This is a genomic window from Kitasatospora sp. NPDC059648, from assembly GCF_042734825.1.
Classification (GTDB): Bacteria; Actinomycetota; Actinomycetes; order Streptomycetales; family Streptomycetaceae; genus Kitasatospora.
On record NZ_JBHWDU010000097.1, the window covers coordinates 1 to 17,716 of the forward strand.

Genomic DNA, 17,716 nt, shown 5'->3' on the forward strand with positions numbered 1-17,716 from the left:
TCGCACGCGCCCTGGTCCGTGAACGGCGAAGGGGGCGGGACCGGTGATCCGGTCCCGCCCCCTTCGCGTGCCGTGCGGCAGGCCGTGGTGGCGTCAGCCGCGCTGGATGCCCGTGGCGTCGGCCAGCACGCCCTGGGTGCCGTCCGGCAGCTGGGCCACCAGGGCCGCGCCGCGCTGCTCGACGGCCAGGTACCAGGTGCCCGGCACGACCTCGCCGACCGGGGCGCCGGCCGGGTTGTCCTTCGGGGCCAGCTGGCGCGGGGCCGGGACGGCGAACCAGAACGGTTGGAAGTCCGCCGCCGGGGCGGCCGGCTGCTGCGCGGCGGCCGGGGTCGGCTGCGGGGCCGGGGCGCCCGCGTCCTGCGGCTGCGCCGGCTGGCCGGGCTGCGGCTGGCCGGCGGCCGGGTAGCCGTAGCCGCCGGGGACCGGCTGGGCGCCGAAGGCCGGGTCGTGGCCCTGGGCCGGGTAGCCGTACTGGCCGGGGGCGCCCGGGTGGCCGGGCTGGCCCGGCGCCGGGTAGCCGCCCTGGTACGGGACGGCGGCCGGGCGGTCGGAGACCAGCGGGGCCTTCAGCGCGGGCACCAGCGGAGCGGCCGCGGCCGCACCGGCCAGCACGATCAGCGAGATGAGGCCCAGCCAGGCGCCGAAGCCGTGGCCGAAGCTCGGGGACGACGGGCCGCCGCCGAGCGCCCAGACGGAGGTCCACAGCGCCGCGACGGCGAACGCGATACCCCACTGGTCGAGCCGCAGGCCGAGCACCTGGCGGTTGGCGGCGGCGGGGCCCTGGAAGCGCTGCACCAGGATCAGGACGGCGGCGGCGATGCCCAGCAGGAAGACCGAGGGCAGGATGGGGAACAGCTCGGTGCTCCACGCGTTCTGCGAGGTGTCCCCGCAGTACCGGCTGCTGCAGTCCACGGTCCAGTAAGGCAGGAAGGAGGCGATGAACAGCAGGACGGCCGCGCCTGCGACGGCGGCGTCTCCCCTGGTGAGAGCGCGCAGATTCACTTACGTTCCCCTCGTTGACGTGTCGTGGACGGTGCTTCGCGCGGTCGGGCTGACCGGCCGAAACTCCCGAACGGACCAGAAGCCTAGGCCCAACCGTCCTGCCAGTGCACGGCGGGACCTGGAACGGGTCGAAGTCGTTGCAAACCGTGCGGACGCGGTGGTGCGTCGTCCACCGGGGCCACTCGTCCCAACTCCCGTGCCGGGCCCGCTCAGTGCGCGGTCAGGAAAGCGGTCAGCGCGTCGGCGATCCCCTGGGCGGCGTGCTGCCGCCACTGAGGGTCCGTCATCCGTCGGGCGTCCGCGGAGTTGCGCATGTTACCGCACTCGATGAACACCTTGGGTACAGCGGAGAGGTTGAGGCCGCCCAGGTCGGAGCGGGTGTCGAGGCCCTCCTTCGCGATGTAGTCGGCGTACGGCTCGCCGGTCGCGGCGTGGAAGCTGTCGCGCAGCACCAGGCCGAGGCGGTGCGAGGGTTCGACGATGGCGGAGTTGTCCGCCTTACCGGCGACCACCTTGGCGGGCATGATCACGTGGAAGCCGCTGCCGCTCGCCGGGGCGCCGTCGGCGTGCACCGAGAGCGCGACGTCGGCGCGGGCCTCGGCGCCCGCCCGGGCGCGCTCGTCCACGCACGGGCCCCACGGGCGGTCGCCGTCCTGGGTGAACACCACCTTGGCCCCCCGGGCGGTCAGCAGGGCGCGGGCCCGGCGGGTGACGTCCAGGGTGTAGTCGGCCTCGGTGTAGCCGGCGTCGGTCTCGGTGCCGGTGGTGTCGCACTCCTTGTGGCCGTTGCCGACGTCCACCTGACGGTTGATCTCGGTGGGGTGGGAGAAGTTGCCGGGGTTGTGGCCGGGGTCGAGCACGATGGTGCGGCCGGTGAGGTCGGCGGCCGCGGTGGGGGCCGGCGTGTCGCCGGGGGCCACGGCCGGCTCGGTGGGCGTCCCCGACGGCGTGCCGGCGGTCGACGGGCTGCCGGTCGGGGTGCTGCCGGCCGGCGGCGCCTCCGGGGAGGCCGAGGCGGGACCGCCGGACTGCACGGTGCCGGGCGGCGCGGCCGTGGCGGCCGCCGGGTCGGAGTGGTCCAGGGCCCGCCAGCCGAACCAGCCCGCCGTGCAGAGCGGGACGACCGCGGCCACCACCGTGGTGGCGCGCAGCAGGGCGGAGCGGCGGGGCGGTCGGGAGGTCGGGCCGGTCACGGGTGGTTCAGATCCTGTCCGAGGTGGGCGCGGTCAGGCCGTAGGCGTTCGCGATCGGCTTCCACTTGGTCAGGAAGTCGTTCTTCGCCTGGGTGGCCTGCGGATTGAGTTCGTCGGCCTTCTTCTTGTCGGCCGTGCTCGGTGCGCTGCCGGAGCAGCCCTGGGCGGCCACCGCGCGGGCCCAGCTCGCGTACGCCTTGTCGATGTCGGAGGACAACTGCCAGGCGGACTTGAGCGAGTTCACCGCGTCCGCGCCGCCCGGCAGGTCCGTGACGCTCAGCTTGGACAGCTTGACCAGCAGGCCGTCGCGCTGCTTGGCGCCGCTGTCGAAGACCTGCGCCGCGCTGTCGATGTCGGTCTTCGAGGGACAACTGGTCACCTTGGCCACCGCGTTGCCGATCTGGGTCCGGGCGTTGCCGCCCTCGGCGAGCAGGGCGTCCAGCGCCTGGGCCTGGGACTGGGCCTTGGGGCCGGCGCCGGACGCCGTCGGGGACGGCGTGTCGGAGGGTGCGGCCGTGGTGCCGGGCGCGGCGTCCGTACCGGTGGGCGCCGGAGCGGGCTGCGGGTTGCCGGAGCCGGTCGCGCCGACGGCCGACGGGGCGGGCGCGGCCCGGTCGTTGCCGCCGCCGCTCTTGGTCGCGTACAGCAGGCCGCCGCCGACCGCCACCACCAGCAGCAGCGCGAAGCCGATCAGCAGCGGGGCCCTGCGGTTGGCCGGGCGGTCCCGGTCGTCCTCGTCGTCGAGCGCCTGGGCGCTCGGGTAGTCCGGCTGGGCGGGGTAGGGCCGGGCGCCGTGACCGGGCTGCTGCTGCGGGGCCTGCCCGTACGGGCCCTGCTGGTTCGGGCCGACCGTGGGCGGCGGCGGGTAGACGTAGCCGGGGCCGGGCTGCCCGGCCTGGGGGCCGCGGTCCTGCGGGGCCGCGTGGAAGGGGAACGGCGGGGCCGGGGGCGGGGCGCCGGGGGGCGGCGGGGTGATCCGGGGGAGTGCGGTGGTGGGGTCTCCGGAGCCCGGCTCCGGTGCGGCCGCCGGGGCGGGGGCCGTTGCCGGCGCCGACATGTCCGGCGCCGGGCCGAAACCCGGGGCGGTGGACAGGTACGGGCGGGCGCCCAGCGGCGGGCCCTGGTCGCCTACCGCGCCCGCGGTGGGGGGCTCCGGCGCCGCGGCGGGGGCGGACCCGGCGTCCGGGCGCTGCGGATTGCGGACCCAGCCGCCCGCGCCGCCGCGCGCGGTCGGGTCCCAGACCGCCGGAGCGGTGTTGTGCTGGTCCGTCATGTGCCGCTAGCCCCCACCGTCCGCCGATGCTCTGCCTGGTGCTGCCGCCCGTGCCGCAGCCGCCTGGTGCTGCGCGGACACCGTACCGTTCGAGCACCCGTCGGACAGCCCAGGCACGACGTTAGAGCATCGGGGCGGGGCTGTGGGGGCGATCTGGGCGGTCCTGGCGGTCGGGGGAGTAGGGGGTGGAGGAGCGGTAGCGGTCCGCTAGCCGGCGGTCCGGCGCAGGACGCGCAGCGAGCCGGTCACCGAGACCTCCTCGAAGCCCTCGGCCAGCGCCCGCAGGTACACCCGGTACGGGGCCTGGCCGCCGTCCGCCGGGTCCGGGAACACGTCGTGCACCACCAGCAGGCCGTCCGGCGCCAGGTGCGGCGCCCAGCCCTCGTAGTCGCCGGTGGCGTGCTCGTCGGTGTGCCCGCCGTCGATGAAGACCAGGGCCAGCGGCCGTCCCCACAGTGCGGCGATCTGCGGCGAGCGGCCGACCAGCGCGACCACGTGCTCCTCCAGCCCGGCGGCGTGCAGGGTGCGGCGGAACCGGGGAAGGGTGTCCATCCGCCCGACCTCCGGGTCCACCAGCGTCGGGTCGTGGTACTCCCAGCCGGGCTGCTGCTCCTCCGAGCCGCGGTGGTGGTCCACGGTCAGCGCGACCGTCCCGGTCTCCCGCGCCGCGGCGGCCAGCAGGACCGCCGAGCGGCCGCAGTAGGTGCCGATCTCCAGCACCGGCAGCCCGGTGCGCCGGGCCGCCGCCACCGCCGCCGCGTACAGCGCGAGGCCCTCGTCCACCGGCATGAACCCGGTGGCCGCCTCGAACGCCGCCAGCACCTCCGGCGCCGGGCGGACGCCCTCCAGCAGGTCGGACATTCGGTGCTCCTCGGGTTCGGGCGGCGGACGGACGTGCTCGGACCCTACTCGAGGGCAGCCGGGGCGGCGGTGGCGGCCCCCGGGCCGGTTCTGGAACGCGTTCTCGTCGGGTTCCGGCGGCCGTGCCAGAATCGCCCCGACCCTTGACCCGAGGCACCCCGGGAGCAGCCCCATGCGCGCAGCCGTCCTGCACAAGACCGGCCAGGACACCCTCGACGTCCGCGAGGACGTCACGGCGGTCGGCTTCGGACCGGGCACCGTACGGGTCCGGATGCGCGCCGCCAGCCTCTGCCACTCCGATCTCTCGGCGATGAGCGGCGTCCTGCCGCAGCCCGCGCCGTTCGTCCCCGGCCACGAGGGCGCCGGGGACGTCGTCGAGGTCGGCGAGGGGGTCACCGGCGTCGCCCCCGGGGACCGGGTGGTGCTCTGCTGGATGGCCCCGTGCGGCCGCTGCGCCCACTGCGAACGGGGCCGCGGCCACCTGTGCGTCGCCAGCCTGCGGCGGCTCGGTGCCCCCGGCTTCCGGCTGGCCGGGAGCGGCACCGAGGCTTCCGGCTTCTACGGCACCGGCGCCTTCGCCGAGGAGGTGGTGGTCGCCGCCGACGCCGTCATCAAGGTGCCCGACGACCTCCCGTACGAGGCCGCAGCCCTCATCGGCTGCGGGGTGACCACCGGCATCGGCGCCGCCGTCAACACCGCCCGTGTCGAGCCCGGTTCCACGGTCGCGGTGATCGGCGCGGGCGGTGTCGGCGTGGCCACCGTCCAGGGCGCCCGGGTCTGCGGCGCCGCCCGGATCACCGTCGTCGACCCGGTGGCCTCGCGCCGCGAACGGGCGCTGGCCTTCGGCGCCACCGAGGCGATCGCCCCCGAGGAGCTGAAGGCGGCGGCCAAGGCCCTGCCGGGTGGCGGCTTCGACCACGTCTTCGAGGCGGTCGGCCGCGCGGCCACCGTCCGGGCCGGCTACGACGCCGCGCGGCGCGGCGGCGCGGTGGTGGTGATCGGCGCGGGCGCACAGGACGACCTCGCGCAGTTCACCATGGGGGAGCTGTTCTTCAACGAGAAGCGGCTGCTGCCCTCGCTGTACGGCGGGGCGCCGGTGGCCCGCACCGTCGCCCTGGTGGTGGACCTGTGGCGGGCCGGGCGGATCGACCTGGACGGGATGATCACCCACCGGGTCGGGCTGGCGGACGTGAACCGGGCGATCGAGCAGATGCGCAGCGGCGAGGCGCTGCGGACGGTGGTCTCGCTCGGCTAGCCGCATGCGCGAGGGCCCGCCGGGACGTCCTCCGGCGGGCCCTCGCGGGGTCTTGCGGTTCGTACCCGGCTCAGCCCCGGGCGTGGGCCGCGCGGTGGCGGCCGTGCGGGTCCGTTCCGGGGGTGTCGTCGGACGCGGAGCCACCGCGGTGGCGACCGTGCGACGCGGTGTCCTCGGCCGTCTTCTCGTCGGCGTCGGTCCCGGTCATCGCGGGTCCGGTGGTGTCGGTGAGGGTGTCGGACATGAGAATCGTCTTCCGTGCGGAGGGTGCGGGTCGTCGGCGCCCGTCCGGCGCCTGCGGCACACGGTCGGGTCCCCGATCGGGCGCTCGGTACGCGCCCACAGCCGGTGATCGCGGCCCGTGCCCCGGCCACCATAACGGCCGGGGCCGACGAGATCCTATCGACCTCGTGGGGCGGGTCCCGCCCCGCCCGCGGGCCGGTGGGATCAGCCGGGGCGGCCGGTCCGCAGGAACGCGGCCAGCAGCTCGTGGAGCACCGCGGCGCCCTCCTCGGCGAGCACCTCGTGCCCGGAACAGGCCGCCTCGACGTACCGGAAGTCCGCGCCCTCGACCCGTCCGATCCGCAGCAACTCGTGCCGCAGCGAACGGGATTGGCTCACCGGCACCACCTCGTCCCGGTTGCCGTGCACCACCAGCAGCGGCGCGCTCAGCCGGTGCGCCAGCTGGAGCACGTCGCGCGGGCCGCGGGCGTCCAGGATCGGCTCGCCGCCGCCGAGCCGGGCGGTCAACGCCCGTACGGGCGGCGCGGCTTCGGCGAGCAGCCGGGCGCCGGACAGGAACGGCGCGACCACCGCGCAGCGGGCGACCTGTTCGGCCGGGGCGTGCGCGGCGGCCAGCAGCGCCAGGAAAGCGCCGTAGCTGACGCCGAACAGGGCGGGGGGCTCCAGCCCGAGCGCCGCGCGTTGGCCGGCGATGCCCTCCAGCAGGTGCAGCACGTCGTCCAGGTCGGGGCCGCCCCAGGCACCCCGGACGGCCAGCGCGTGCGGCACCCCGTAGCCGGTGGAGCCGCGCTGGTTGGGCGCGACCACCGCCAGGCCCTCGGCGGCCATCCGCTGCAGCGCCGGGTCGAACTCCAGCCGCCAGGCGTCCGCCGGCCCGCCGTGCAGGGCGAGTACCAGGTGCGGGCTGCTCAGCCAGGCGTCACCGCCGTACACCACCGCCTCCAACGGGCCGGCCGGGCCCGCGAGTTCCAGGCTCTGCGCGGAGTGCCAGCGGCCGCCGTCGCCGGGTGGGGTGCTGCCGTCGAGCCGCCAGCCGGCCGGAGGGGTACGGGCGCCGCGCGGCCCGCCGGGCTGCCAGGGCGGCACGGTCTCCCGCCACGGGCCCGGCAACCCCGAGCCCAACGGCGCGAGTTGGAGCGGCAGCGGCATCGGGGCGGTTCCGGCCGGAGCCGGTCCGTGCGCCAGCAGGGCGTCCACGTCCAGGGTTGCCAGCGCCGCCGGGTGGTCGGGCGAGGAATAGGGGATCCGCAGGCCCGCTTCGCTCCAGTGCCCCACCGCGCCGAGCCGGCCGGGCGGCACCGGCAGCCGGTCCAGCCGCCCGACGGCGGGCCGCCACAGGGCGAGCGCCGACCCGGCGCCGTGGTCGATCTGCACCGCCACCCGGGGGCCGTCCGGCCCCTGCCGCAGTGCGACCGGCCGCAGGGTCGTGCCCGTGACGTGCAGGCACTCCGGGAACCGCAGCGGCTCCCCGCCGCCCAGCACGCCCCAGCCGAGCCGGTCGGTGCCGGGCGCGTCGCTGCGCACGATCGCGAAGCCGCTGTCCGGGTCGAACAGCACCAGCCGGTCGTTGCTGTGCTCGCCGATCTCCAGCAGGGGGGTGGCGGTGCCGCTGCGCAGGTCCAGCGCCACGCTGCGGACCAGCCCGCCGGCCACCCGGTCCAGCGCGAGCAGTGCGCCCGCGCGGTCCAGCCAGGTGCCGCCGCCGTGCAGGCCGGGGATCTCGGCGACCCGCGCGGGCTCGCTGCCGTCCGCCCGGACCAGCCAGGCCGTGGTCGCCGGGCGGGTGTCGGTGCCGAGGGCGACCGCCACCGGAGTGCGCGGGCCGGCGCCGGGCGGCACGGGGAGCGGCAGCAGCCGCAGCCCGGCCATCCGCAGCGAGGCCACCTGTTGCTCCACGGTGCCGTCCTCCTCGTGGGAGAGCCGGACCACGTCGTGCCGCTCGCCGTCGTGCCGGCAGACCAGCACCGAGCCGTCGGACAGCGCCACCAGCTGCGAGCGCAGGTCCTCCGACCGGTTGCCGGACAGCGGCAGCGCGGCCGGTGCGGCCGGTGAACCGTCCGGCGGGAGCCGCCAACGCTCCACGTACCAGCCGCTGTCGGCGGCCGCGGCCAGGCAGGCTGCGTGGCTGCCGTCGGCGGCGAAGGCGAAGCCCAGCCGGCGCAGTGCCCGGGTGGTGGTGCGGGTGGCCACGTTCACGCCCCGCTCACCCTCATGTGCCACCACATCCCTTTCGTCCGTTGCCGGGACAACTCCCCTTCGCAGGACTGAAGTTAGTTTCGACAAAACCGGAGGCTCAACGCCCAGCCGGTCGCTTCACCCGTAAGGGTGAGCATGGGGCGGTTTCGAATTCGTGCGAGGGGCCCACTGTGCGCCACGGGCGCCGGGCGTGCGGGCGCACCCGGTCGGCGCGAGCCCGTGCGGACGCTCCGCTCGGGTTGACGCCGGTCCGCAGCGGGTTGACGAGCATCCGTGCGCCCGCGGTACCGGCGTCCGAACGGTCACCGCGCCGGGCCCGGAAGGCGACCGCGCGAGGTCCGGACGTGCACCGCGCCCGTCCCCCGATCGGCCGAGGCCCGACCGCCCCCGCGCGCACGGTAGTCTCGACAGGTGCCGAAACTGTCCGACGTCATCACCGCCCTCGAAGAGGTCTACCCCCCGCAGTGGGCGGAGTCCTGGGACGCCGTCGGCCTGGTCTGCGGGGACCCTCAGGCCGAGGTCGGCCGCGTGCTGTTCGCCGTCGACCCCGTCCAGGCCGTCGTCGACGAGGCCGTGGAGTGGGGCGCCGACCTCGTGGTCACCCACCACCCCCTCTACCTGCGCGGCACCACCAGCGTCGCCGCCACCACCTTCAAGGGCCGGGTGGTGCACACGCTGATCACCAACGGCATCGCGCTGCACGTCGCCCACACCAACGCCGACCACGCCGACCCCGGCGTCTCGGACGCCCTGGCCGAGGCGGTCGGCCTGCGGGTCACCGGCCCGCTGGTGCCGGACCCGACGGACCCGCTGGGCCGTCGCGGCACCGGCCGGATCGGCGTGCTGGAGCCCCCGCTGGCGCTGTCCGCCTTCGCCGCCCGGGTCGCCGAGGGCCTGCCCGCCACCGCCGCGGGCGTGCGCGTCTCCGGCGACCCCGCCCGGCTGATCAGCCGGGTGGCGGTGTGCGGCGGCTCGGGCGACAGCTTCTTCGCCGACGTACGGGCGGCCGGCGTGGACGCCTACGTGACCTCCGACCTGCGCCACCACCCGGCCTCCGAGGCCACCGAGGCCGCGCCGGTCGCGCTGGTCGACGCCGCCCACTGGGCCACCGAGTGGCCCTGGCTCGGCCTGGCCGAGCGCGCCCTGCTGGCCGCCGCCGGCCCGCGGGGCTGGGCCGTGGAGACCAAGGTCTCCCACCGGGTCACCGACCCGTGGACCGCGCACGCCCCCATGTCCTTCACCGCCTGACCCGATTCACAGGAGCTTTCCCCTTGAACGCCGCGCCCGCCGACCAGATCCGCCTGCTCGACCTCCAGGCCATCGACTCGAAGCTCGACCAGCTGGCCCACCGGCGCCGGGGCCTGCCCGAGCACGCCGAGATCGAGAAGGCCACCGCCGACCACACCGCGCTCAAGGACCTCGTCGTCGCCGCCGAGGCCCAGAAGGGCGACACCGCCCGCGAGCTGACCAAGGCCGAGCAGGACGTGGAGCAGGTCCGCGCCCGCGCCGCCCGCAACCAGCAGCGCCTGGACTCCGGCGCGATCACCTCGCCGAAGGACCTGGAGAACCTCCAGCACGAGATCGGCTCGCTCGCCAAGCGCCAGGGCGACCTGGAGGACGTCGTGCTGGAGATCATGGAGCGCCAGGAGAGCGCCAGGACCCGCGTCGAGGAGCTGAGCGCCCGCCTGGAGCACTCCACCGTGGTCCTCAAGGAGGCCGAGGCCCGCCGCGACGCCGCCTTCGCCGAGATCGACGGCGAGGCCGACAAGGTCAAGCGCGACCGCGAGACCGTCGCCGCCGTCATCCCGGCCGACCTGCTGAAGCTGTACGCCAAGCTGCGCGAGACCCAGGGCGGCGTCGGCGCGGCCCGCCTCTACCAGCGCCGCTGCGAGGGCTGCCGCACCGAGTTCTCGATCACCGAGCTGAACGCCATCAAGGCCGAGCCGGCCGACAAGGTCGTCCGCTGCGAGAACTGCTCGCGGATCCTGGTCCGCACGGCCGACTCGGGCGTCTGACCCGGTGGCGGCGCGCTTCATCGTCGAGGCGGACGGCGGGTCCCGGGGCAACCCGGGGCCGGCCGGCTACGGCGCGGTGGTCCGGGACGGCGACACCGGGCAGCTCGTCGCGGAGGCCGCCGAGTTCATCGGCCACGCCACCAACAACGTGGCCGAGTACCGGGGCCTGATCGCCGGGCTCAGGGCGGCTCGCGAGCTCGACCCGGACGCCTCGGTGGACGTCCGGATGGACTCCAAGCTGGTCGTCGAGCAGATGTCCGGGCGCTGGAAGATCAAGCACCCCGACATGCAGCCGCTCGCCGCCGAGGCGCGCACGGTCTTCCCGCGCGGCCGGGTCACGTACACCTGGATCCCGCGCGAGCGGAACAAGGACGCCGACCGGCTGGCCAACGAGGCGATGGACGCCGGCCGCGACGGCCGCCAGTGGGAGCCCCGCAAGCCCGCCGGGGCCGTCGACGCCGGTGCGGCCCTCGCGGCCGAGCCGCCGCTGGAGAAGAGCGCCCCCAAGGTCGGCTGGGCCGCCCCCGCCGACCTCGGCACCCCGACCACCTTCGTCCTGCTGCGCCACGGCGAGACCCCGCTCACCCCGCAGAAGCGCTTCTCCGGAAGCGGCGGCACCGACCCGGAGCTGTCCGACAAGGGCCGCTGGCAGGCCGAGCGGGCCGCCGAGGCGCTGGCCGCGCGCGGCAGCGTCCAGGCGATCGTCGCCTCCCCGATGCGCCGCACCCGGCAGACCGCCGAGATCGTCGCCGCCCGGCTCGGTCTGGACGTCCGGTACGAGGAGGGGCTGCGGGAGGTCGACTTCGGCGCCTGGGAGGGCCTGACCTTCGCCGAGGTGCAGGAGCGCTACCCGGACGACCTGTCGGCCTGGCTCGGCTCCGCCAAGGCCCGGCCGACCGGCAGCAGCGAGAGCTTCACCACCCTCACCCACCGGGCCGGCGTCGCGCGGGACAGGATCCTCGCCCGCTACCCGGGGCAGACGGTGCTGGTGGTCTCGCACGTCAGCCCGATCAAGACGCTGGTCCGGCTCGCCCTCGGCGCCCCGCCGGACTCGATGTACCGGATGGAGCTGTCCGCCGCCTCGATCTGCGCCGTCCAGTACTACGCGGACGGCAACGCCTCGCTGCGGCTGCTCAACGACGGCTCGCACCTGCGCTGAACCCGCTCCGGCGGGGGGCGGTGCACGGCGCTCAGTGCACCTCGGTGACCACCACGTCCAGCTGCCACGGCTTGCGCGCCGTGCCCTCCGCGGCGAGCTCGACGTGGTGGCCCAGCGCCAGCAGCGCGTCCATCAACTCGGCGGGCGTCTTCGGCTCGGCCCCGGCGACCAGCAGGTCCCGGACGATCCGCCCCTTGGTCGCCTTGTTGAAGTGGCTGACCACCGTCCGCTTGCCGTGCCGTTCCTGCAGCACCCGGACGGTCGCGGTACGGGAGGCCACCTGGCCGGCCGGCCTCCAGGCCGCCGCGTACGCGGAGCTGCGCAGGTCCAGCACCAGCCCGTCCGCCACCTCGGGGAGCACGGCGGCCGTCGCGCTCCGCCAGTACGCGCCGAGCGCCCCCAGCGCGGGGAGCTTCACGCCCATCGAGCAGCGGTAGGACGGGATCCGGTCGGAGATCCGCACCGCGCCCCACAGGCCGGAGAACACCAGCAGCGAGCGCTCGGCCCGGTCGTACGCGGCGGCGTCCAGGGTGGCCAGGCCCAGGTTGTCGAACAGCACCCCGGTGTACACCTCGGCGGCCGGGCGGGTCCCGGCGGTGGGCAGACCCGCGTTCTTGGCGATCTCGCCGCGCAGGCCGGGGGTGAGTCCGAGCACCTCGGCGGCGGTGTCCTCGTCGCCCCGGCACAGCCCGACCAGCGCGTCCAGCACCGTGCCGCGCGCCGCCGTCAGGCCCGGCAGCGACAGCCGGTCCAGCGCGACCGGCTCGCCGTCGCCGGACGCGGCCTTGCCCTCCGAGGGCGGCAACAGCACCAGCACAGCGGACTCCTCAACACTTCGTGGCGGACGGACCCCGCAACCCTACTGCGGCCGTCCCGGCCGCCGGCGTCACCCTCCGGAGGACGGCGGCCGACGGCCCGGGCGGCAATTCGGTGGGATCGTCCGGCGTTCATCACTACGGTGAGCCGCGAAGGAGAGTGACCGAGATGACCATGCGACCCCTGGACCTGGTGCCCGGCGACGGCGACGCCGTGGAGGAGTCCCTGCCCGTGCGCCTGCCCGCCGGCCTGCCGGCCGGCACACGGCAGGCCCTGGAGTTCGCCGTGCGGGCCGCGGCCGAGGCCGTGCTGGCCGGGCGGGTGCGGGTGACGGAGGCGGACGCCGCGGCGGACACCGCCGAACTGGCCTTCGAGGTCCGCCAGTCCGAGGTCCCGCAGGCGCTCACCGGGGCCGCGCAGGGCAAGGCCGAGCGCCGCGCCGCCATGGTGGCCCGGATCCGCGCCGCCAACGCGGAGACGCTGGAGCGGCTGAAGGACCTGTGACCACCGTGTACCTGGACCTCGACGACGTCACCTACCTCGCCGGGGGCGCGCAGAACGTCCGAGACCTCGGCGGCCTGCTCTCGGCGATCGCCCGTCCGCAGGCGAGCCTGTTCGGCTCGGACGCCTACCCCGACCTGTGGACCAAGGCGGCCGCACTCGGCCAGAGCCTGTCCCGCAACCACCCGCTCGTCGACCGGAACAAGCGCACCGCCTTCGAGGCGATGCTGCTGTTCCTGGACTACAGCGCCGAGCCCTACACCGACCCGCACCCGGACGACGCCGTGGCCTACGTGCTGCGGCTGGCCACCGGCGGCTACGACGACGCGGTCGCCCTCGCCGCCGAGGACCTCAGGTCCCTCCTGGGGCGCTGAGGACGCGGGCGTCGGCCTGCTGCGCACCCTGCCCGCCGCGCCCGCCGCCGCGGAGCCGGACGGCTCGCCCGGGGCGGCCCTCGCCCGGTTGCCACTCGGCCGGGTGATCGACGTCCGGCTGACCAGGGCCGACCCGGCCACCCGGACGGTCCGCTTCGCCGCCGTCTGACGCGGTCGGGGGGCGGTCCCGGGCCCGGGTGCCCGACCGCCACCGTCCGAAAGGCCGCCGCCCGGCGGCCCGTAGGGTCCGTCGTTCCGCCCCGCCCCGCCCCGGGGGTGGGAGGATCGGTCCGTGCCCGATCCCCAGCCCGCCGCCGCCGTTCCCGCCTCCGCCGCCGCCCGTGTCCCCGACACCGGGCGGCGCCGCCGTCTGCTCGTCCTCGCGATCTGCTGCCTGAGCCTGTTCATCGTCGGCCTGGACAACACGGTGGTGAACATCGCGCTGCCGGCGATCCAGAAGGACCTGGACGCCCCGGCCTCCGGCCTGCAGTGGATCATCGACGCCTACACCCTGGTGCTGGCCTCGCTGCTGATGCTGTTCGGCTCGGTGGCCGACCGTTTCGGCCGCCGCCGCGTGTTCCAGATCGGGCTGACCTGTTTCGCGCTCGGCTCCCTGCTGTGCAGCCTGGCGCCGAGCCTGGAGTGGCTGGTGGCCTTCCGGGCGCTGCAGGCGGTGGGCGGCTCGATGCTCAACCCGGTGGCGATGTCGATCATCACCAACACCTTCACCGACCCGAAGGAGCGGGCCCGGGCGATCGGCGTGTGGGGAGGCGTGGTCGGCATCTCGATGGCGCTCGGCCCGCTGCTCGGCGGCTTCCTGGTGGACGGCGCCGGCTGGCCCTCGATCTTCCTGATCAACGTCCCGGTGGCCCTGCTCGCCATATTGCTGACCGTCCGTCACGTCCCCGAGTCGCGCGCGCCGCGGCCGCGCCGGCTCGACCCGGTGGGGCAGCTGCTGATGATCGTGCTGCTCGGCTGCGGCACCGCCGCGATCATCGAGGGCCCGGGCAACGGCTGGACCTCCCCGCTGATCCTCGCCCTAGCCACGGCCGCGGCGGCCGCGCTGATCGCCTTCCCGCTCTGGGAGCGGCGGGTCGCCGAGCCGCTGGTGGATCCGCGGTTCTTCGCCAGCGCGCCGTTCACCGGAGCCACCGTCACCGCGGTCTGCGCCTTCGCCGGGCTCGGCGGCTTCCTCTTCCTCAACACCCTCTACCTCCAGGACGTCCGGCACTACGGCCCGGTCGAGGCCGGCCTGTGGACGCTGCCGATGGCCGGTCTGATGCTGGTCTGCGCGCCGCTGTCCGGACGGATCGTCGGCAGCCGGGGCCCGCGCCTGCCACTGGTGATGGCCGGGCTCGGCATGGCCGCGAGCGGCCTGCTGCTCACCGGGCTGACCGCGGACTCCCCGGCCGCGCTGCTGCTGGTCGCGTACGCGCTGTTCGGCTTCGGCTTCGGCCTGGTCAACGCGCCGATCACCAACGCGGCCGTCTCCGGGATGCCGCGTTCCCAGGCGGGGGTGGCCGCCGCCGTCGCCTCGACCAGCCGCCAGGTCGGCCAGTCCCTGGGCGTCGCGGTGATCGGTACGGTCGTCACCTCGGCCGTGGTCGGTCCGATGGCCACCGGATTCGCCCCGGCCAGCCACGCCGGCTGGTGGATCCTGGTCGGCCTGGGCGGCGCGGTCCTCCTCCTCGGCCTGCTCACCACCGGCGCCTGGGCCACCGGCACTGCCGCCCGGGTGGCCGCCCGCCTTGGTGCCGAGCCCCCGGTGGCCCGGTCCGGTGTTCGGGAGGCCCCGCCCGAGCGGCTACCATGACCACTACGGCGGAAGAGCCGGCCGGGCGGTCGCGACGGGTCCCTGACCCGCCGAGGAACGTCCGGGCTCCACAGAGCAGGGTGGTGGGTAACGCCCACCCGGGGTGACCCGCGGGACAGTGCCACAGAAAACAGACCGCCCACCGCTACGGCGCGTGGGTAAGGGTGAAACGGTGGTGTAAGAGACCACCAGCGACCGGGGTGACCCGGCCGGCTAGGTAAACCCCACCTGGAGCAAGGTCAAGATCGGTGCCTCCGGGCGCCGTGCGCGAGTGTTCGAGGGCTGCTCGCCCGAGCTCGCGGGTAGACCGCACGAGGCTGTCGGCAACGGCAGCCCTAGATGGATGGCCGTCTCCCCGGGCCGCGCAAGCGACCCGGGTGACAGAACCCGGCGTACAGGTCGACTCTTCCGTCCCCTGGCCAGCCGAGGGCCCTCCGACCCGCACCGCGGTCGGAGGGCCCTCGCGCGTCCTCCGTCAGGCCGGGCGGGAGCCGACGGCGTCGCGGATCTGTTCGCCGAGGCCGCCGTTGACGCGGGCGCAGTTGGCGCAGCAGAAGAACATCCCCGCCACCTCGACGCCGTGGCCGACGATGCGGACGCTGCACTGTTCGCAGCGGGGGGCGAGCTTCTCCATCGCGCACTCGAAGCTGTCGAAGGTGTAGCTGTCGCCGGTGACGGTCTTGATCTCGAAGGCGAGCCAGTAGTCGTTTCCGCAGGTGACGCAGGTGGCCATGGCAGCCGTCTCCTTCCGGTGGGGGCCGCCGGCGGGTGGGCGGCTGACATTTCCAGTGTCGAAGCGGAGGGCGAGGGCGGCCACCCGGCGCGACCGTCAGACGGATCAGAGGGATCAGGCGGGGTCAGGCGGAGCGGGCGGAGAGCTCCTCCAGGGCCCGGACGGCGCGCTCGGCGTCGTCGGCGGCGACGAACAGGTGGTCGTGGTGGAAGCCGGCCACCACGTTGCAGCTGATCCCCACCTCGGCGAGCCGCCCGGCCACCGCCGCGGTAAGTCCGACGGCCTCCAGCGCGGAGTGGATCTGCAGGGTGATCCAGGCCGCCACGTACTCGTAGCGCAGCCCGAGGGCGTCCGCCTCCTCCTGGGTGACCACCACCGTCACCCCTTCGGGTTCGGCGACGGTCACCACCGGCCGCATCCCGGCGGGCACCTTCGCGGGGAGGGTGCAGTAGACGTACCGCCCCGGGTTGAGCTGCGGGCGCATCCCGCGCAGCAGGGTCGCAAGGTCTCGTTCACCGGCCATGCCCGCCACCGTATCCGTTCGGCCCGTGGTCGAGCCGCCCGCCGGAGCCGTGTCGGAATCCGTTGACGAGCGACAGTCACCGATATATCGTCGAACTATCGAGACAGTGACTCGACTGTTTCGGATAACCAGGTGGAACCTCAAGGAGGTGGGTGCCGTGCGCTCAGGAATGCGATTTCGAGGAGCGGACCCGCGCGGCGGCGGACGACGCGGGCCGGGCCCGGAGTTCCGGGGGATGCCCGGGGAGGGCTTCGAGGGGCGGCCGGCCTTCGGCGGCTTCGGTCCGCCGTTCGGCGGCGGCGGCCCCGGCCGGCCGATGGGCGGCCCGTTCGGGCACGGCTTCGGCGGGCACGGCGGTCGGCGCGGCGGCCCGCACGGTCGACGCGGCGGCCGGGCCCGGCGCGGCGACGTCCGGGCCTCGCTGCTGGCGCTGCTCAAGGAGCGGCCGATGCACGGTTACGAGATGATCGCCGAGATCACCGAGCGGACCAACGGGGCCTGGCGGCCCAGCCCGGGTTCGATCTACCCCAACCTCCAGCTGCTGGAGGAGGAGGGGCTGATCACCGCGGAGGAGGTCGGCGGCAAGCGGCTGGTCTCGCTCACCGAGGCCGGCCGGGCCGAGGCCGAGTCCGGGCCGGCGGAGCCGTGGGCCGAAGCCGGCCGGGAGGTCGACTGGGCGGCCGTCCAGGAGGTCGGCCAGGCGCTCGCCGCGGTCGAACAGGCCGTCCAGCAGGTGATGCGGACGGGCACCGAGGCGCAGCGCGCCAAGGGCCTGGCGGTGCTGACCGAGGCCCGCAAGAAGCTGTACCTCGTCCTTGCCGAGGATGACTGACCGGCCGGGGGGACCGGGTCCGCCGGTGGGTCGGTGGGCCGGTGGGCCGGGGCGGTGCTGCTGCTCAGGGGCGGACCACGAACAGGGCCGCGCAGGCGAGCAGCAGCACCGCCCAGCCGAACCAGAGCCAGCCGTCCGGACCGATCGTCACGGAGTAGAGGCACACCACCAGCAGCAGCGCCCCGGTCACCCAGGCGACCTGCCGGTTGTGGTGGGCGGCCGCCTGCGCGCGGCTCCTGCGGTGGCGTACCGGGTGCCGAACCGTCCTGGCCATGCCGACCTCCCGGGGCGGCGAAGGGGGTGGGGAACGGGCGGCCGGCCCGTCAGTCGGAGGCCGCCTCGTCGTACTCGTAGCGCCAGAACCAGCTGAGCCCCCGCACCTGCTTGGTCCGGACGTACACCAGTGTGCGCGCGGCGGAGTCGCCGTGCGCAGGGACCGGGACCTTGTACTTCTTGGGCACGCCGAGCATCGGCCCCAGCGGGATCGGGAGGACCTTCCCGTCCAGGGGGCCGCCGACGAATTCGGTGTCCGCGCTCTTCACCCCTCCAGGGTCTCACCTCCACGCCGCGGCCACGCCGGGAGCGCCCCGTGGCGGAGGCCCCGTGAGGACGGGGTGCCCGGAGTGTGACCGGAGAGGCACCGCCCCCGGTCATCGGCAGGCCTCGCGCACCCTTATCCTTCCTGTTACGCCCTCGGGGTCCACCCCGGGTCAGCGGGCCCCGTACGGGCCGGGCGAGGCGCGAGTCAGCGTGCCCTCCGGCCGTCACCGGCGCGGACAGCGTGCTGCCGCGACAGGCGTACCGAGACCCGGGCGTCGGCCGTCCGGTGACCCCGGGCCGCGGTCGGCAGGGCGCGGACAGCAGGGCCGAGCACCGCCCCGGGAAGCAGCGGGGGGCGCTGTGCGTTGCGTCGGAGTGGAACGT

At 75.5% G+C, this 17,716-nt stretch carries 20 protein-coding genes and 1 other RNA gene; 10 read left to right on the forward strand and 11 right to left on the reverse strand.

Annotated elements, in window-relative coordinates:
- Positions 1–93 precede the first annotated feature (93 nt).
- From ACFV1W_RS34920 to ACFV1W_RS34935, 4 genes are all read right to left on the reverse strand, one after another.
- Entirely contained in the window at positions 94–1,005 is a 912-nt protein-coding gene (locus tag ACFV1W_RS34920; RefSeq protein WP_380421290.1) for a hypothetical protein, read from the reverse strand.
- A gap of 209 nt (positions 1,006–1,214) precedes the next feature.
- Entirely contained in the window at positions 1,215–2,198 is a 984-nt protein-coding gene (locus ACFV1W_RS34925) for an N-acetylmuramoyl-L-alanine amidase (protein ID WP_380421291.1), read from the reverse strand.
- A 7-nt stretch (positions 2,199–2,205) separates the two neighbouring features.
- The gene (locus tag ACFV1W_RS34930; protein WP_380421292.1) at positions 2,206–3,471 is read right to left on the reverse strand and encodes a hypothetical protein; all 1,266 of its coding nucleotides are present in this window, start codon (positions 3,469–3,471) and stop codon (positions 2,206–2,208) included.
- A gap of 207 nt (positions 3,472–3,678) precedes the next feature.
- Positions 3,679–4,332, reverse strand: a complete 654-nt coding sequence (locus ACFV1W_RS34935; RefSeq protein WP_380421293.1) for a class I SAM-dependent methyltransferase — start codon at positions 4,330–4,332, stop codon at positions 3,679–3,681.
- A gap of 172 nt (positions 4,333–4,504) precedes the next feature.
- Between ACFV1W_RS34935 and ACFV1W_RS34940 the strand changes: the two genes are divergently transcribed.
- Positions 4,505–5,587 carry a Zn-dependent alcohol dehydrogenase gene (locus ACFV1W_RS34940; protein ID WP_380421294.1) on the forward strand — a complete coding sequence of 361 codons (1,083 nt, stop codon included), beginning with the start codon at positions 4,505–4,507 and terminating at the stop codon, positions 5,585–5,587.
- Between the two features lie 70 nt (positions 5,588–5,657).
- On the opposite strand, the gene ACFV1W_RS34945 is transcribed toward ACFV1W_RS34940, so the two are convergent.
- Together ACFV1W_RS34945 and ACFV1W_RS34950 are read right to left on the reverse strand one after the other, a co-directional pair.
- Positions 5,658–5,831 (reverse strand): hypothetical protein, encoded by a 174-nt coding sequence (locus ACFV1W_RS34945; protein WP_380421295.1) that lies wholly within the window; start codon positions 5,829–5,831, stop codon positions 5,658–5,660.
- Positions 5,832–6,034: 203 nt separating this feature from the next.
- A complete protein-coding gene (locus ACFV1W_RS34950; RefSeq protein WP_380421296.1) occupies positions 6,035–8,026 on the reverse strand; it encodes an alpha/beta hydrolase family protein in 1,992 nt (663 codons plus the stop codon).
- 411 nt (positions 8,027–8,437) lie between these two features.
- Between ACFV1W_RS34950 and ACFV1W_RS34955 the strand changes: the two genes are divergently transcribed.
- The 3 genes from ACFV1W_RS34955 to ACFV1W_RS34965 are packed head-to-tail and all read left to right on the forward strand — an operon-like array spanning position 8,438 to position 11,200.
- Positions 8,438–9,274 carry a Nif3-like dinuclear metal center hexameric protein gene (locus tag ACFV1W_RS34955; RefSeq protein WP_380421297.1) on the forward strand — a complete coding sequence of 279 codons (837 nt, stop codon included), beginning with the start codon at positions 8,438–8,440 and terminating at the stop codon, positions 9,272–9,274.
- A 23-nt stretch (positions 9,275–9,297) separates the two neighbouring features.
- Positions 9,298–10,041: a zinc ribbon domain-containing protein gene (locus ACFV1W_RS34960; protein ID WP_380421298.1), complete on the forward strand. Its 744-nt coding sequence runs from the start codon at positions 9,298–9,300 to the stop codon at positions 10,039–10,041.
- 4 nt (positions 10,042–10,045) lie between these two features.
- Positions 10,046–11,200 (forward strand): bifunctional RNase H/acid phosphatase, encoded by a 1,155-nt coding sequence (locus tag ACFV1W_RS34965; RefSeq protein ID WP_380421299.1) that lies wholly within the window; start codon positions 10,046–10,048, stop codon positions 11,198–11,200.
- Between the two features lie 31 nt (positions 11,201–11,231).
- Here the strand turns inward: ACFV1W_RS34965 and yaaA are convergent, their stop codons facing one another.
- Entirely contained in the window at positions 11,232–12,017 is a 786-nt protein-coding gene (yaaA, locus tag ACFV1W_RS34970) for a peroxide stress protein YaaA (protein ID WP_380421300.1), read from the reverse strand.
- 167 nt (positions 12,018–12,184) lie between these two features.
- On the opposite strand from yaaA, the gene ACFV1W_RS34975 reads away from it, so the two are divergent.
- The 5 genes from ACFV1W_RS34975 to rnpB all read left to right on the forward strand — a co-directional run bounded on the left by ACFV1W_RS34975 (position 12,185) and on the right by rnpB (position 15,115).
- Positions 12,185–12,520: a hypothetical protein gene (locus ACFV1W_RS34975; protein WP_380421301.1), complete on the forward strand. Its 336-nt coding sequence runs from the start codon at positions 12,185–12,187 to the stop codon at positions 12,518–12,520.
- Entirely contained in the window at positions 12,517–12,891 is a 375-nt protein-coding gene (locus ACFV1W_RS34980; RefSeq protein ID WP_380421302.1) for a type II toxin-antitoxin system death-on-curing family toxin, read from the forward strand. Before ACFV1W_RS34975 ends, ACFV1W_RS34980 begins: the two co-directional genes overlap by 4 nt.
- A gap of 88 nt (positions 12,892–12,979) precedes the next feature.
- The gene (locus ACFV1W_RS34985; protein WP_380421316.1) at positions 12,980–13,060 is read left to right on the forward strand and encodes a hypothetical protein; all 81 of its coding nucleotides are present in this window, start codon (positions 12,980–12,982) and stop codon (positions 13,058–13,060) included.
- A gap of 123 nt (positions 13,061–13,183) precedes the next feature.
- Positions 13,184–14,704, forward strand: coding sequence for an MFS transporter (locus tag ACFV1W_RS34990; protein ID WP_380421303.1), 1,521 nt, complete (start codon positions 13,184–13,186; stop codon positions 14,702–14,704).
- Positions 14,705–14,717: 13 nt separating this feature from the next.
- An RNA gene (gene rnpB, locus ACFV1W_RS34995) (RNase P RNA component class A) lies at positions 14,718–15,115 on the forward strand.
- 64 nt (positions 15,116–15,179) lie between these two features.
- On the opposite strand, the gene ACFV1W_RS35000 is transcribed toward rnpB, so the two are convergent.
- Together ACFV1W_RS35000 and ACFV1W_RS35005 are read right to left on the reverse strand one after the other, a co-directional pair.
- Positions 15,180–15,437, reverse strand: a complete 258-nt coding sequence (locus ACFV1W_RS35000) for a Prokaryotic metallothionein (RefSeq protein WP_380421304.1) — start codon at positions 15,435–15,437, stop codon at positions 15,180–15,182.
- 124 nt (positions 15,438–15,561) lie between these two features.
- Entirely contained in the window at positions 15,562–15,960 is a 399-nt protein-coding gene (locus tag ACFV1W_RS35005; RefSeq protein ID WP_380421305.1) for an ACT domain-containing protein, read from the reverse strand.
- 169 nt (positions 15,961–16,129) lie between these two features.
- Here ACFV1W_RS35005 and ACFV1W_RS35010 point away from each other — a divergent pair, with 169 nt between their 5' ends.
- On the forward strand, positions 16,130–16,792 hold the full coding sequence (locus ACFV1W_RS35010; RefSeq protein ID WP_380421317.1) for a PadR family transcriptional regulator: 663 nt from the start codon (positions 16,130–16,132) through the stop codon (positions 16,790–16,792).
- Positions 16,793–16,856: 64 nt separating this feature from the next.
- Here ACFV1W_RS35010 and ACFV1W_RS35015 read toward each other — a convergent pair whose 3' ends face one another.
- Positions 16,857–17,066, reverse strand: coding sequence for a hypothetical protein (locus tag ACFV1W_RS35015; protein WP_380421306.1), 210 nt, complete (start codon positions 17,064–17,066; stop codon positions 16,857–16,859).
- A 49-nt stretch (positions 17,067–17,115) separates the two neighbouring features.
- The gene (locus ACFV1W_RS35020) at positions 17,116–17,334 is read right to left on the reverse strand and encodes a hypothetical protein (protein WP_380421307.1); all 219 of its coding nucleotides are present in this window, start codon (positions 17,332–17,334) and stop codon (positions 17,116–17,118) included.
- Positions 17,335–17,716: the final 382 nt, after the last annotated feature.